This window comes from Rhodococcus sp. MTM3W5.2 (assembly GCF_001984015.1).
Lineage (GTDB): Bacteria > Actinomycetota > Actinomycetes > Mycobacteriales > Mycobacteriaceae > Rhodococcus_G > Rhodococcus_G oryzae.
This window is the reverse complement of sequence record NZ_CP019572.1, coordinates 3,964,677-3,979,878: the sequence shown is the minus strand read 5'-3', so window position 1 is coordinate 3,979,878 and position 15,202 is coordinate 3,964,677. Positions and strand designations below refer to the sequence as shown.

At 69.9% G+C, this 15,202-nt stretch carries 9 protein-coding genes and 5 pseudogenes; 9 read left to right on the top strand and 5 right to left on the bottom strand.

What is annotated here, in order from left to right:
* The first annotated feature begins 49 nt into the window (after positions 1-49).
* From BTZ20_RS17915 to BTZ20_RS17895, 6 genes and pseudogenes are all read left to right on the top strand, one after another.
* Positions 50-1,315: a serine hydrolase domain-containing protein gene (locus BTZ20_RS17915; RefSeq protein WP_077042286.1), complete on the top strand. Its 1,266-nt coding sequence runs from the start codon at positions 50-52 to the stop codon at positions 1,313-1,315.
* A 102-nt stretch (positions 1,316-1,417) separates the two neighbouring features.
* Positions 1,418-2,987, top strand: a pseudogene (locus BTZ20_RS17910) (molybdopterin-dependent oxidoreductase).
* 79 nt (positions 2,988-3,066) lie between these two features.
* Positions 3,067-3,558, top strand: a pseudogene (locus tag BTZ20_RS29195) (O-acetyl-ADP-ribose deacetylase); the annotation flags it as partial.
* Positions 3,544-4,407, top strand: coding sequence for a sulfurtransferase (locus BTZ20_RS29190; RefSeq protein ID WP_262982611.1), 864 nt, complete (start codon positions 3,544-3,546; stop codon positions 4,405-4,407). The pseudogene BTZ20_RS29195 and the gene BTZ20_RS29190, both read left to right, overlap by 15 nt.
* A gap of 266 nt (positions 4,408-4,673) precedes the next feature.
* Complete coding sequence (locus tag BTZ20_RS17900) at positions 4,674-5,858, top strand: Cmx/CmrA family chloramphenicol efflux MFS transporter (RefSeq protein ID WP_077042284.1); 1,185 nt, start codon at positions 4,674-4,676, stop codon at positions 5,856-5,858.
* Positions 5,855-6,838 (top strand): annotated as a pseudogene (locus BTZ20_RS17895) (IS481 family transposase); the annotation flags it as partial. The gene BTZ20_RS17900 and the pseudogene BTZ20_RS17895, both read left to right, overlap by 4 nt.
* Before the next feature lie 73 nt (positions 6,839-6,911).
* Here the strand turns inward: BTZ20_RS17895 and BTZ20_RS17890 are convergent.
* On the bottom strand, positions 6,912-7,613 hold the full coding sequence (locus BTZ20_RS17890; RefSeq protein ID WP_223263389.1) for an SDR family NAD(P)-dependent oxidoreductase: 702 nt from the start codon (positions 7,611-7,613) through the stop codon (positions 6,912-6,914).
* A 129-nt stretch (positions 7,614-7,742) separates the two neighbouring features.
* On the opposite strand from BTZ20_RS17890, the gene BTZ20_RS17885 reads away from it, so the two are divergent.
* Entirely contained in the window at positions 7,743-8,582 is an 840-nt protein-coding gene (locus BTZ20_RS17885) for a LysR family transcriptional regulator (RefSeq protein WP_077043803.1), read from the top strand.
* A gap of 83 nt (positions 8,583-8,665) precedes the next feature.
* Here the strand turns inward: BTZ20_RS17885 and BTZ20_RS17880 are convergent.
* The 4 genes and pseudogenes from BTZ20_RS17880 to BTZ20_RS17865 form a co-directional block, all read right to left on the bottom strand.
* Positions 8,666-9,447, bottom strand: a pseudogene (locus BTZ20_RS17880) (shikimate 5-dehydrogenase).
* Between the two features lie 103 nt (positions 9,448-9,550).
* The gene (locus BTZ20_RS17875) at positions 9,551-10,009 is read right to left on the bottom strand and encodes a hypothetical protein (RefSeq protein ID WP_077042282.1); all 459 of its coding nucleotides are present in this window, start codon (positions 10,007-10,009) and stop codon (positions 9,551-9,553) included.
* Positions 10,010-10,115: 106 nt separating this feature from the next.
* Complete coding sequence (locus BTZ20_RS17870; RefSeq protein ID WP_077042281.1) at positions 10,116-11,063, bottom strand: esterase/lipase family protein; 948 nt, start codon at positions 11,061-11,063, stop codon at positions 10,116-10,118.
* A gap of 106 nt (positions 11,064-11,169) precedes the next feature.
* Positions 11,170-11,487, bottom strand: coding sequence for a hypothetical protein (locus BTZ20_RS17865; RefSeq protein ID WP_077042280.1), 318 nt, complete (start codon positions 11,485-11,487; stop codon positions 11,170-11,172).
* A gap of 105 nt (positions 11,488-11,592) precedes the next feature.
* Between BTZ20_RS17865 and BTZ20_RS17860 the strand changes: the two genes are divergently transcribed.
* Both BTZ20_RS17860 and BTZ20_RS17855 read left to right on the top strand, forming a co-directional pair.
* A complete protein-coding gene (locus BTZ20_RS17860; protein WP_077042279.1) occupies positions 11,593-14,442 on the top strand; it encodes a DEAD/DEAH box helicase in 2,850 nt (949 codons plus the stop codon).
* Positions 14,439-15,199 (top strand): annotated as a pseudogene (locus BTZ20_RS17855) (SWIM zinc finger family protein). Before BTZ20_RS17860 ends, BTZ20_RS17855 begins: the two are co-directional and overlap by 4 nt.
* Positions 15,200-15,202: the final 3 nt, after the last annotated feature.

The following is a 15,202-nucleotide window of genomic DNA, read 5'->3' as shown; positions in this document are numbered from 1 at the left end:
ACGGAGTAGGTTCTGCAGGCAACTGCACGTCTGACGACGGGACCCGGCGATGACAGCACAGGTCGTGACCAGGACACATCGGCGGCGGGGGTTGTTGGCGGCGGCGGCCGTCACCCTGCTGATAGCGGCGGGATGCGCAGACGATTCGACCTCGGACCAGGCGGCCAGCACCACACCGGCAGGCGCCGAACCGAGCGCGGAGATGGATTCCGCCGTCGCCCAGCGCCTGGACGACGCGATCAACGCGACCATGACCAAGACGTCCGTGCCGGGCGCGATCGTCGGCGTCTGGGGGCCGGACGGCAAGTACGTCAAGGCCTTCGGCGTCGCCGACAAGTCCACCGACGCGCCGATGGAGACCGACTTCTACACCCGGATCGGCAGCCTGACCAAGACGTTCACGGCCAGCGCCATCCTGCAGCTGGTGGACGAGGGCAAGGTGGGTCTCGACGACCCCATCTCGAAGTACATCGACGGCGTCCCCGCAGGCGATCAGATCACCATCCGGGAGCTGGCCCGCATGCAGAGCGGGCTGGCCAACTACTCGGAGAGCCCGGAGTTCCAGCAGGCGCTCTTCGCGGACCCCAAGGCGCCCTTCACCCCGCAGCAGCTGCTGGACTATGCGTTCGCCCAACCGGCGACGTTCCCGCCGGGCCAGGGATTCCAGTACTGCAACACCAACTACGTGCTGCTGGGACTCGTGGTGGAGAAGGAAAGCGGACTGTCGCTGCCGGACTACATCAACGAGCGGATCCTCCAGCCGTTGCACATGGAGAAGACGAACTTCCCCACCACCAACGCGTTCCCGAGCCCGCACGCGCAGGGGTACACCGTGCAGACCGCCGACGGCAAGGAAGCCACGGCCACCGACTGGGATCCGTCCTGGGGCTGGGCGGCTGGCGCGATGATCTCGACCCTCGAGGATCTGCACATCTGGGGTCCGGTGCTCGCGACCGGCACCCTGCTCAAGCCGGAGACGCAGGCACAACGGCTCGAGACGGTGAATGCGCCGGGCTATCCCCCCGACGTCGGCTACGGGCTGGGCGTGTTCAATGCCGCAGGCTGGATCGGGCACAACGGCAGCCTGCCCGGATATCAGACCGTGACGGTCTACCTGCCGGAGCAGAAGACGACGCTCGTCATCATGACCAACACCGACATCGCCTACGAGGGGGGCGAGCCGAGCACCCAGCTGGCGACGGCGATCACCGAGATCATCTCCCCGGAACACGTGTACCGGCTGAGCGCCGCCGAGCCGGCCGCGGAGTCGACGACCCCGGAGGCGACGACCCAGTCGACCGAGCCCACCCGCTGATCGGGTGCGCCCGAGCGCGCCCATTCCGGTGACGTACCCATCCGCGCGACCCATCGGCTCCGAAGACCTTGCGAACTACCATGCAAGGGAGCGGAGGCGGGCATGCCGGATACGAGTTCGACGTCAACGGACGGGAGCCCCGCCGCCAGGAACGCGGCGCTGCGGCTGATCGCGCGGGCGGTGTCGGGGGTGATCGCCGCGGGCGTGGTGCTCGGCGTCGGCGAACTGCTGTCGGCGCTGACCGGCCCGGAATCGTCGCCCTTCTTCGCGGTCGGATCGACCACGGTCGACCGCAGCCCGGCCTGGGCCAGGGAGTTCGCCATCACGACCTTCGGCACCAGCGACAAGCCGGCGCTGTTCGTCGGGATGTCGGTCCTCATCGCGGTGATCGCCGCGATCGCGGGCATCGTCGAACGGCCGTCGCGGCCCTACGGCAGCGCGATCCTCGCCGGGCTCGGACTGGTCGGGATGTACGCCGCCTACAACCGGCCAGGCGCGAGCGGCGCCGATGTCGTGCCGACGGCGGTCGGGGTGATCCTGGGCATCGCCGTGCTGAGGCTGCTCACCGCTCAACTCGACGAACCCTCGCCCGGCAGCGACGGGGGATGGGCAGGCGCCGGTTCCTGGTCATCGCCTCGGTCGCCATCGCGGTGGCCGCCGCTGCGGGGGTCGCCGGACGGCATCTGAACCAGCAGCTGAGCGGGGTGCTCGAGAGCAGGCGTCGGGTGAAGGTTCCCGTGGTCGCGGACCGGGCGGCGCCCATCCAGCCAGGGGTCGACCTCGAGATCCCCGGCGCGACCTCGTTCATCACCCCGAACCCGGTGTTCTACCGCATCGACACCGCGCTGCAGGTGCCCAGACTGACCACCGAGGACTGGCGCCTGCGCATCCACGGCATGGTGGACCGCGAGGTCACGCTGAGCTGGGACGAGCTGCTGCGGCGGACACCCATCGAGCGCCGGATCACCCTGACCTGCGTCTCGAACGAGGTGGGCGGTGAGCTGGCGGGCAATGCCACCTGGGTCGGATTCCCGATCGCGGATCTCCTCGACGAGGTCGGGGTGCAGGGTGACGCGGACATGTTGTTGTCGACGAGCGTCGACGGCTTCACCGTCGGTACGCCCGTCGAGGTGTTGCGCGACGGCCGCGACGCGCTGCTGGCCATCGCGATGAACGGCGAGCCGCTGCCGCTCGAGCACGGGTTCCCGGTCCGCCAGGTGGTGCCGGGCCTGTACGGCTTCGTCTCGGCCACCAAGTGGGTCGTCGACTGGGAGCTCACCAGATTCGATCGGGCGCAGGCGTATTGGACCAAACGGGGGTGGGGGACAGGGCGCCGATCAAGACGGCGTCCCGGATCGACCTGCCCGCGGCGTTCGCGCCGGTGCCCGAGGGACGGGTGACGATCGCGGGCACCGCCTGGGCGCAGCACCGGGGCATCGAGAGGGTGGAGGTGCGGGTGGACGAGGGGCCGTGGCAGCCCGCGACCCTTGCGCCGCAGTACTCCGTCGACACCTGGCGCCAGTGGTCCTGGCAGTGGGATGCGCCCGCGGGGGTGCACAACGTGCAGGTGCGCGCCACTGACCTCGACGGCAACGTCCAGACCGAGGAGCGTGCCGCGCCGATCCCCGACGGCTCCACCGGCTGGCACAGCCGCACCATCACCGTGCGCTGACGCCGAGTGTGCAGCTGCCGTCGCGCTTCCTGGCGGTTCGCCCCGACAACTGCACACTCGGCGGCGGTACGGTGTGGCCATGGTGGCTATCGAGGTGATTCGCGGGGACATCACCACCGTCCAGGCGGACGCGATCGTGAACGCGGCGAACTCCGGACTGCTCGGCGGCGGGGGAGTGGACGGAGCCATCCACCGGGCAGGCGGCCCGAGCATCCTCGAGGAGTGTCGACGGCTGCGCGCGAGCACGCTGCCGGACGGGCTGCCCGCGGGCGACGCCGTCGCGACCACCGCGGGAGATCTGCCCGCGCGCTGGGTGATTCACGCGGTGGGCCCGGTGTACTCGACCGACGAGGACCGGTCGGCGGTGCTGCTGTCGGCCGACACGCGCAGCCTCCAGGTGGCCGACGAGCTCGGCGCGCGGACGGTGGCCTTCCCGCTGATCTCGGCGGGCAGCTACGGATGGCCGCACGCCGACGCCGTGCGCCAGGCGGTTGCCGCGGTCCGCAGCTCCGGCACCTCGGTGCGGACGGTCACCTTCGTCGCCTTCGGCGAGCCGATGGCCGCACTGCTGCGGCGCGAGCTCGGGGTGCTCGTCACTGCCGAGGAACTCGCGGCCCGGCTGGGCGCGCCCCAGCCGCCGGTAGTGCTCGACGTCCGATGGGCGCTCGGCGACCCGAACGGCCGGGAACACTTCCACGACGGGCACATTCCCGGTGCCTCGTTCGTGGACCTGGAAACCGAGCTGGCCGCGCCGCCCGCGCCGGAACACGGCAGGCACCCGCTACCCGAGGTCGAGGACTTGCAGTCCGCGGCCAGGCGGTGGGGGATCGACACCGGCGACGCTGTCGTCGTCTACGACGCCACCGGGAACACGGCCGCCGCGCGCGCCTGGTGGCTGCTGCGCTGGGCCGGGGTGCCCGACGTCCGGATGCTCGACGGCGGGCTGTCCGCGTGGACGTCGGCAGGACTCGACCTGGAAACCGGTGCGGGCCAACCGGTGCGGACCGGGAACGTGGAGCTCACCGCCGGACACCTGCCGACGGTGACGGCGGGCGAGGCCGCTGAGCTCGCGGTGGACGGGGTGCTGCTCGATGCCCGCGCCGCCGAGCGATACCGCGGCGAGGTCGAGCCGGTCGACCCGCGCGCCGGCCACATCCCGGGGGCACGCAGCGCTCCCACAAGCGAGAACCTCTACGGCGCCGGACGATTCGCGGACGCCGAGGCGCTGCGCCGACGGTTCGCCGGGCTGGGTGCCGATGGTTCGGCGCCGGTCGCGGTCTACTGCGGTTCGGGGGTGACGGCCGCGCACGAGGTCGCCGCGCTCGCCATCGCCGGGGTCGAGGCGGCGCTGTACCCGGGCTCGTGGTCGCAGTGGTCCAACGATCCGGATCGTCCCGTGGCGACCGGCCCGACGCCCTAGGTGTTGCGGGGCTGGACGTTGATGACGATGGCGTGGTTCGGCCAAACGGATGTGCGGTGCCAAGTGACCACCAGTAGAGTGAGGCGCATGTCGAGCCCCGAATCGGACACTGTGGGGGCTTTCGGTCACGCCGTCAGCCCCCTGAGCCACTGAGGTTCTAGCCTTCCGTCCACTGCTGTATGCGTGGGCGGCCGTTCGGGTATTCCATCGGGCTGGCCGTGGTGACGAGACGCCTTCTGTCCGTTCCCTCGCCTCGGAGTAACTCGATGCCTTTCGCTCTCTATCTGCTTGCCCTCGCGGTCTTCGCCATGGGCACCTCGGAATTCATGCTCGCCGGCCTCGTGCCCGACATCGCCACCAGCCTCGATGTGTCGGTCGGGACCGCCGGACTGCTCACTTCCGCCTTCGCGGTCGGGATGATCGTCGGCGCGCCTGTCATGGCTGCCTTTGCCCGTCGGTGGCCCGCAAGGACCGCACTCCTCGGGTGTGTGGTGGTCTTCGCTCTCTGCCACGTCGTCGCCGCGACAACCCCTTCCTTCTCCGTGCTGTTCGCCACCCGTGTTGTGGCTGCGGTTGCCAACGCCGGGTTCTTGGCCGTCGCGCTCAGCACCGCGACTGGTCTTGTGGCACCGGACCAGAAGGGTCGTGCCCTGGCGGTCCTTCTGTCCGGTACAACGATCGCTGCCGTTGCAGGCGTCCCGGCGGGCGCGCTGCTCGGCACCGCGATGGGGTGGCGTTCGACGTTCTGGGCGGTCGCGCTGCTGTGCGTCCCCGCCGCAGCCGGCATCCTCACCGGGATCCGTACTCGCACAGAGCAATCCTGGGAAGGGGCGGACGGTGAGGCGTCTCTGACCTTCGAGCTCGCCCAGCTCCGAGCGCCCCGATTGCTCGTGGCAATGCTGCTCGGAGCCCTGATCAACGGCGGAACCTTCGCCGTTTTCACCTTCCTCGCACCCGTCGTGACCGAGACCGCTGGACTGGATGAGGTGTGGGTCCCACTGGCCCTGGTCCTGTTTGGCATCGGATCCTTCGTCGGAGTCACTACTGCTGGGCGGCTCTCCGACCGCCACCCTCGTCTGATTCTCGGCGTGGGCTCTCCCCTCCTGTTCTTGGGGTGGCTGGCTCTCGCACTCGTCGCGACACACCCCGTGTTGCTGCTGATCCTGGTCATCGTCCAGGGCGTCCTGGCGTTCGCGGTGGGAAGCTCGCTGATCGCGAGGGTGCTCTACGCGGCATCCGAAGCACCCACCATGGGAGGTTCCTACGCCACCGCCGCGCTCAACATCGGAGCCGCCGCCGGCCCGGCAATCGGGGCCGTGGCGTTGTCGGGTTCCAGTGACCTGGGGCCCGTATGGGTGGCTTCCGTCCTGACCGGGGTCGCCCTGCTCATGTTGCTTCCATCGCTGGGGCTGATCGCACCACGGAACCGCAGTGTCGAGGTCGTCGGGTGACTCACGCGAATGCTCCGCTGAGCGTCGAGGGCCGTCGTCGGCTCATCGACCAATGCCGAACTCGGCCGATCGCTCACGTCGCAGCTGAGATGGGCATCTCACGCGCCTGCGCTTCGAAGTGGGTCAACCGGTGGCGACACCATGGTGAGGCCGGGCTCCTGGACCGACCATCGACGCCGCACCGGAGCCCCAACTCGACGCCCGCATGGGTCATCGAGCAGATCGAGACCTGGCGGCGCGAGCACAAGTGGTCAGCCCAGCGCATCACCGACGAGCTCGCCGACCTGGGCCACGACATCAACCGGCGCACTGTGACTCGACACCTCACCCGGCTCGGGCTCAGTCGCCGCCGATTCATCGATCCTGACGGTGACAACAACCGCAAGCCGGGGAAGATCACGGCTCGCTGGCCTGGGCACATGGTGCACCTTGACGTGAAGAAGGTCGGCCGAATCCCCGACGGCGGCGGATGGCGTGTCCATGGCCGTGACAGTGACCAAGCCAAGGCCGCCGGGCGCGCCAAGTCAGCGGGTGCCAAGCGCGGCTACACCTACCTGCACTCAGCCGTCGACGGGTACTCCCGGCTGTCCTATACCGAACCCCTCAGCGACGAGAAGGGCGCGACCGCGGCGGCGTTCCTGCTGCGGGCGAAGGTCTGGTTCGCCGCCCACGGCATCACCCACATCCACCGCATCGTCACCGACAACGGCGCCTGCTACCGCTCCGGCGACTTCGCCCGGATCATCGGCAACCACACCCGGCATCAGAGGACGAAGCCGTACACACCCCGTCACAACGGGAAGGTCGAGCGCTACCAGCGGATCCTCGCCGAGGAACTGCTCTACGCGCGAGAATTCACCAGTGAGGACGCGCGCTCAGCAGCAATCGCCGTCTGGAACGTCCACTACAACTATCACCGACCACACTCAAGCGCAGGCGGTCGGCCACCGGCGTCTCGATTGCGGGAAGGTGTCACCAACGCCAGCCCTCATACACCTAGGGCGAACGAGATGACCAGATCCTTGATCCTGTCGATGACGCCGTCACCGGCCGTCACCAGGGCACCGTTCCCGCGTCGTCGAAGAATCCGCCGGTCGGGCCGTCGTCGGGCAGGGTCGCGAGGCGAATCGCGACGGCCGCACCCTGTTGCGGTGTACGGACGCCGCGAAAACCGTTGAGGTCGGTGGCAGTGAAACCGGGACAGCCGGAGTTGATCAAAATGTTGGAATCACCCAGTTCCTTGACGTACTGGATAGTGAGGGCGTTGAGGAAGGTCTTCGAGGCCAAGTAGGCGGCGGGAACCGGACCCATGTCGATGTCGGGTGTGGTTTGCAGGGCAAGCGAGCCGACGCTGCTGGACATGTTGACGATTCGCGGTGACGCCGAAGCGCGCAGCATCGGCAGCATCGCGTTGGTCACCCGGATGACCCCGATCACGTTGGTTTCCACGACGATTCGCACGGTCGCGGGATCGACCGTGGTCGGTGTCTGCGGCATGCCGCCGGTGATCGCGGCATTGTTGACCAGAACATCGAGCCCTCCGGCATGGTCGGCGATCAATTCGGCCGCGGCGGCCACACTTGCATCGTCGGCCACATCGAGCGGCACACCGAACGCATCGGTCCCAGCCGCGCGCAGCTTCTCCACCGCGGTGTCGCGGCGTTGCCGATCACGCGCGCCCACACCGATTCGCCAGCCGAGCGCGCCCAGGCCAGCGGCGATCTCGTATCCGATTCCCTTGTTCGCGCCGGTCACCAGCGCAATCGTCTGTTCACTCACGCCGCCGATCCTGCCGCGATTCCGGATGCAGCGTCCAAGACCGATCGGGTGGGCGGCGATACCGCACGGGTATTGGTCGTGGTCATCGCCAGATACCATGGCCAGGTGGAGACGCGGGAGATGCGATACTTCGTCGCCGTCGCCGAGGAGTTGCACTTCGGACGGGCGGCACAACGGCTCTCGATCGCGCAACCCCCACTATCGCGAGCCATCCAGCAGCTCGAACGGCGGCTCGGAGTCGTCCTGCTGCACCGCACCGCTCGCGCAATCACTTTGACCAAGGCCGGGTCGGTGCTTCTGCAGGAGGCCCGGCTCGCCCTCGAAGCGGTCGAAGCCGCCGAGCGCCGCACCCGCCGCGCCGCCACCGACCGGGCCGGCGTAGTGCTGGCCACCAAGGCGGGAGCGTCCAGAGAACTGTTGTCGAAGCTGTTGGACGCCTACGCCGCCGACCCCTCCGCTGTCGCAGTCGAGATGATGCTCTGCGGGCCCGGCGAACCGGAAGGCCTGCTACGCAACGGGCGTGCCGACGTTGCTCTGCTCCAGCGGCCCTACGACACGACGGCCGGATTCGACACCGAGGACCTGCACACCGAACACCAGGTCGTGGTCCTGCCCGCGGGGCACCCCCTCGCCGACCGACCCCACATGTCGATGGCCGAGGTCAACGCCCTGACGGACCTGCCCCTGCCACGGTGGCCTCGACGGGATGGGAGTTATCCCGACGGCCCCGGCCCACAGGTTCGCGACCATACCCAATTGACCCAGCTGATCGCGCTCGGCCGGGCCTGCGCGCTCATGCCCGAATCGCTCCGAGCCCAGCTACGCGACGATCACGCCATTGTGCCCGTGCCGGACGCGCCGGCCGTCACGACCGTCATCGCCTGGCCGCCACACAGCAGATCCCAAGCCGTCGCCGACCTTGTCCGTACGGCGGTACACCTCTAGCCGATACCATCCGCACATGCCGCTGGTCGCGTGGTTCGACGCAAAACGGGTCTGGCGACAGGCCCTGGTTTCGTCCCACCCGATCAGGACCGCGAGAACTCGGAGGCTCGGCGGATCTGGTCCGGGCTGGGACGCACCCCGGTGTAGAGCTCGAGCTGGGCCGCGGCCTGCAGCGCGATCACCTCGGCGCCGGTGATGACGGTCTTGCCCAGCGCCGACGCGGCCCGCACGAGCGGGGTGTCGGGCGGCAACGCCACCACGTCGAACACGGCCTCGGCCGCGCGGACGGCGTCCTCGTCGAAGGGCAGGCCGTCGGCCCCCTGCCCGCCCGACATCCCGATCGGGGTGGCGTTCACCAGCAGCCCCGGCCGCAGCTCGCCCAGCTCCGCGCGCCAGCCGAAGCCGTACTGGTCGGCGAGCGCGCGCCCGGTGACCTCGTTGCGGGCGATGACCGTCACCTCGCCGAACCCGTTGTCGCGCAGCGCCGCCACCACGGCCTTGGCCATCCCGCCGCTGCCAGCGACGGCCGCGGACAGCGTCGGGGGACCCGATGCTCGGCGAGCAGCGTCGCGACCGCCTCGTAGTCGGTGTTGTAGGCGTGCAGCACGCCGTCCTCATTGACGATGGTGTTCACCGAGGCGATGGCGGCGGCCGAATCGTGCATCACGTCGACGTGCTCGATGCACGCCTCCTTGTACGGCATCGAGACGCCGCAGCCGCGGATACCGAGGGCCCGGATGCCGGCGATGGCGGCGGGCAGGTCCGTGGTGGTGAACGCCTTGTAGACGAAGTCCAGGCCCAGTTCCTCATAGAGGTAGTTGTGGAACCGGGTGCCGATGTTCGACGGCCGCGCCGCGAGGGACATGCACAGGCGGGTGTCCTTGTTCAGGGCTTCTCGGATGGTTCGGCTCACCCGCTCGACGGTATCGCCGTCGGCCGTCGGCGGTCCACCCGGTCGGCCGGCCAACTCAATACACGTTGATTTCGGTGACGCTGGGGAGGTGCGGACGATCGGTGGTCAGGGTGACCTCGACGCGGCCGGAGCCCGTCTCCAGGTGTGTCCACGGCTCCGCCGGGAAGTCGAACACCGCGCCACTGACCTGGGCGGACCACGATCCCGCACCGGTACCCAGGTTCCGCCAGTGCAGCGTTGCGAATACCGAGCACAGCTCTCCTCGCGTCGTCGATATACCGACGAACGTCGCGTTCAGTCGAACGTAGACCAGCCCGGGGAGCTTGTCGGTGGCGACGGTGACGCCGCCGATGCGGCCGCCGCAGGCAATTCCGTCGGCGATGGTCGCCGTGTTCGGGATTTTCACCCACCTGTCCTGCGTCGGATCCGCCGTTGCAGGGGCGCAGGCACCGAACAACCCGGCCAGCACCAGGCCGCTGATCGCGATCGATTTGCCGAGCGTGGCACGAGACATGGCGCTCCGGATCGCCGTCGGACAGTGTTCCGACGGTACCTCGGCAGGTTGGCCTGGCAGTTCCGGTTGTCGGTGACCGGGACACCGGTCACCGACAAACGGACGGTCAGCCAGTGAAGGGCGGGACGAACATGCACGGCACCTCGCGCAGGTGCGCCGGGTCGAGAGCGTTGAACACCATGTACGCCGCGCGCTTGGAGCCGGCGATGGCAGCGTGCTCGGAGTAGTCCTGTGCGCAGGTGTCCTGCACGACGATGTTGTTCACCGTGTAGCCGGGAGGGCCCTGCACCTGGCCCTGCGAGAGGGCGATCGCCTCGTCGTACCGGGTGGAGATGTTGGTGTAGTTCACGCCCTTGACGTAGGGCGTGCCACCGGCGTTGATCTTCTTGATCAGTTCCGACTCGGCGGTCATCTGCCCGCAGCCCTGGCAGACGGGGATCGAGGTCTCGGGCACGCCCAGTCGCGCGGCGTAGGCGGGCAACGCGTTCACGCCGAGGGTGGTCAGGCCGAGCCACGGCGGCGCGACGGAGACGTAGTTGGTGATCGTGCCCTCGCCGCCGAGGTGCTTGAGGTAGTAGGTCGGGATCAGCGTGCCCTGCGAGTGGCCGACGACGTCCACCGTCTTGGCGCCGGTGGCGGAGCGCACCCGGTCGACGAAGGTCTTGAACTCACCGGCGCTGTTCTCGAGCGGGCCCATCCCGCCGATCGCCGAGATCGGCCAGGGCGCACCCGGAATCGCGCCGTAGGTCAGGGCGAACACGCAGAAGCCCGCGTTCTTGAGCATCGGGACGTAGGCGCCCCAGTTGGTCTGCTGCCCGCCGCCCGTCCCGTGCACCAGCACCACTGGTCGCGGGTGCTCCGCGGTCGGCTTGCACCCGAAGTCGTTCGCGCCGGGCAGCGAGCCGCCGGGGTTGGCCAGCTCGTTCGGGATGCCCGCGAAGAAGTTGTAGTTCTCCGGCAGCGGCTCGGCCTGGGCGGCCCCCGCCGCCCCGAACGGCAGGACCAGCGCGGCCAGCGACAGGACGAAGGCCGCGGTGCGTGACGCTCGGAACATGTGCCCCCCATTGTTGTGTGGATCACTGTGATTGCGGATCACAGCAACCTAGCAATTGCTCGGTTGGTTGCATAGGGGGGAAACCGGACGTTCTGGTACCGGCCACTCAGGGCATCGGGAAGCGGGTGGCCGTGATCGACTCGAGGTTGCTGCCGTCGTGGCCGATCAACCAGGAGCCGCCCTGGCGCTCACAGTTCGCGATGTCGTCGAAGACCCGCATCAGGAAGTAGACCGAGAGGTCGGGCGAGGGCGTCAGCGCCAGCTGGTGCGATTCACCCGGCCGGGTCATGTCCAGCCACACGCCGGACTGCCCGTCCAGCCGCAGGCCGACGATGTGTGCGGCGTCGACGAACTGGTATCTGCGCTGCTGCCACGGCGTGCTGTGCGAGTAGCCCTGCTCGAGCACCTGAACCAGGATGGTCATCTCTCGCTCCCGACGCGATTCGCCCAATGGCCCATTATCCCGCTGGTCAGACGGATTAATCCAGCGTCGTCGCGGTTTGTCGTGGCTGCCTGATTGGATGGGCTGATGGTGCACGCGGTGTGGTCCCCGGGATCGGGGCTGATGCTGTGGCGCGACGGCGGTGCACCCGAGCCGGTCGACGACGAGATCGAGCACCTGCCCGCCTCGCTGCGGCGGGCCCTGGACCGCAGATTCCGGCACCGGGTCACGGTGTCGCTGCCGAACGGCGACGGCACCCTCGGCGAGGTGACGGTGCCCGCCCTCGCGCTGGCGCCGCCCGCGGCCGCCGCGCTGCTGCTCGACCTCCCCGCAGGCCCGGCTCCGGGTCTGCCCGGCGACCTCCGCTTCCTCGCGCACGTCGCCAGGGGAGTGCGGAGCTGGGTTCGGGCGGGCCGGGTGGTGCCCGAGCTCGAGCGCGCGGACGGCCAGTGGTGGGCCCGGTGGCGGCTCGTCGGCGGCGATCGGCAGCGGGCCTGGATCTCGGAATTGGCGGCGGCGACGCCCGCCGTGCTCCGCGGATCGGGTGGCGCGCGAAAGGTGCTGGAGGATTTCGTCTTCGAGATCACCGATCCGATCGCGCGCGAGCTGCTCGGCGACCGCGACGGCGGCGAGCACCCGCTGCTCGCGGCGCTGGCCGCGGGCACCCCGTTCGCCGAGGGCACCCAGCGGATCGCGACCGATCTGCAGCAGTGGCGGCAGAGCCTCACCGTGGACGAGCCGGACCTGGTCCTGCGGCTTCTCGAACCGGAGGACGACGACGAGCGCGCCCCCGAGGACGGTGCCCTGGTGCTCTGGCGGCTGCAGGTCTGCCTGCGGCCCGAGGGCGAGGCGCCCAGCCCGGTGCCGGTGCACCTCGGTGACCCCAAGGCCCTGACGGTCGGGGTGCGCAAGCTCGCCGAGGCGATGGCCGCCTACCCGATGCTGCGCGCGGTGCCGTCGGACCCGGACAGCCTGGACCTGCTGCTGCCGCTGGAGGTGGTGACCGATCTGGTCGCGCACGGCGCCCAGGTGCTCGGCGACGCAGGCGTCACGTTGATGCTGCCGCGCGCGTGGAGCGTGGTGGCCCCGTCGCTGCGGCTGCGGGTGACCAGCCCGCCGGTCGCGGCCGACAGCGAGGACAGCGCGGTCGGGATGAACCAGCTCGTCGCCTACAACTGGGAGCTCGCGCTCGGCGACCTGGTGCTCACGCCCGCCGAGATGGCGCAGCTGACCCGGGCCAAGACCGACCTGGTCCGGCTGCGGGGACAGTGGGTCCAGGCCGACAAGACCGTCCTCGCGCGGGCCGCCAAGTACGTCATCCGGCAGGCGGGGGACGGCGGGCGCACCCTCGCCGACCTCCTGGGCGAGCTCACCGCGCCGGAACCGCCGCCGGTGCCGGTGGAGGAGATCACGGCCACCGGTTGGGTTGCGGGACTGCTCGATTCGGGAGCGCGGCCGACCAGCGTGCCGCAGCCGCCCGGGCTCGAGGCCCGGCTGCGGCCCTATCAGCGGCGCGGGCTGGACTGGCTCGTGTTCATGAGCGACCTCGGGCTCGGCGCGGTGCTCGCCGACGACATGGGCCTGGGCAAGACGGTGCAGCTGCTCGCGCTGCTCGCCCACGAACGCGCCGCGGGGGCGCAGCGCCCTGGGCCGACGCTGCTGGTCTGTCCGATGTCCGTGGTCGGGAACTGGCAGCGCGAGGCAGCCCGGTTCACGCCGGGGCTGCGGGTGCTCGTCCACCACGGCACCGACCGTCTGCGCGGCGAGCAGCTGACCGCGGTGGTGGCCGAACACGACCTGGTGATCACCACCTACGCGCTGCTGGCCAGGGACACCGCCGCCCTCGGAGAGCAGAGCTGGCGCCGGATGGTGCTCGACGAGGCCCAGCACGTCAAGAACTCGGGCACCGCCCAGGCGCGGGCGGCGCGGGCGATCCCGGCGGCGCACCGGCTCGCGCTGACCGGCACCCCCGTCGAGAACCGGCTCGACGAGCTGCGCTCGATCCTGGACTTCGTGAACCCGAGGATGCTCGGCAGCGCCCAGCAGTTCCGGGCCCGGTTCGCCGTCCCCATCGAGCGCGAGCACGACGAGGGCGCGTTGGCGCGGCTGCGGACCGTGACATCGCCGTTCGTGCTGCGCCGGGTCAAGACCGATCCCGAGGTGATCTCGGACCTGCCGGAGAAGTTCGAGATGACCGTGCGCGCGAACCTCACCGCCGAGCAGGCCTCCCTCTACCGGGCCGTGCTCGACGACATGATGGAACGGATCAGGGACACCGAGGGTGCCGCCCGCAAGGGCGCGGTGCTCGCCGCACTGACCCGGCTCAAGCAGGTGTGCAATCACCCGGCGCACTTTCTCGGCGACGGCTCGCCGATGCTGCGTCGCGGCAGCCACCGGTCCGGCAAGCTCGGCCTCGTCGAGGACATCCTGGAGTCGGTGCTCGCCGACGGCGAGCGCGCGCTGCTGTTCACCCAGTTCCGTGAGTTCGGTTCCCTCGTGGCCCCGTACCTGGCCGAGCGGTTCGGCACCGAGGTGCCGTTCCTGCACGGCGGGGTGTCGCGGGCCAAGCGCGACGCGATGGTCGAGGGGTTCCAGGGCGGTCACCTCGCGCCCGTCATGCTGCTCTCACTCAAGGCCGGCGGAACCGGGCTCAACCTCACCGCGGCCAATCACGTTGTGCACCTGGACCGCTGGTGGAACCCCGCAGTCGAGAACCAGGCCACCGACCGGGCCTTCCGTATCGGTCAGCGTCGCGACGTGCAGGTCCGCAAGCTGGTGTGCGTCGGCACCCTCGAGGAGCGGATCGACGCGATGCTGGCGAGCAAGTCGGAGCTGGCGGACCTCGCCGTCGGCACCGGCGAGAACTGGATCACCGAGATGTCCACCGATGAGCTCCGCGAACTGATGATGCTCGGCGAGGAGGCGGTGGGCGAATGAGCCGGCGGCGAACCGATTTCAGCCAGTTCGGCACCCAGCGTGCGGCGCGCGGCGGCCCCTTTGCGCAGTCCTGGTGGGGCCGCGCGCTGGTGTCCTCGATGGAGAAGATCGCCGACTCCGGCCGGATCGCACGTGGGCGCGGCTCCGCCCGCGCGGGACAGGTGATCAGCTATCGGATCGCGCCTGGAGCGGTGGTCGGCGAGGTTCAGGGCAGTCAGATCGACCCGTTCACCGCGACGTTCACCCTCCGCCCGCTCGACCCCGACACCGTCGACGTGCTGATCGACCGAGTGCGCTCGACACCGGGCATGCTCGCCACCCTCGCGTCGGGGACGGTGCCGATCGAGCTCGGGGACCTGTTGCTGCCCACCGAGTCCGGCGAGCTGGATTTCGGCTGCACCTGCCCCGACCAGGGCTGGCCGTGCAAGCACGCGGCGGCCGTCGTCTACCTCACCGCGCAGCGGCTGGACACCGAGCCGCTGGTCATCCTCACCCTGCGCGGGCTCGACCTCGACACCCTGATCCGCTCGTTCGACTCGGAGGGGCGGACGCGGAGTCCGCGCCCGATCTCGACGACTACTTCGGGGACCGGATCGAGCTGCCGCCGCTGCCGCGGGTCGAATTCCGGCCCGCGCCGGACGATCTCACCCCGGAGCCGCTGCGCAAGGCGTTGCGCGCGGGCGGGGTGGAGGAGCCGGTGGTGGCCGCCGCGCTCCGCGAACTGACGGCCACCTACCGGATCCTGGGCGGGCGGTGACGC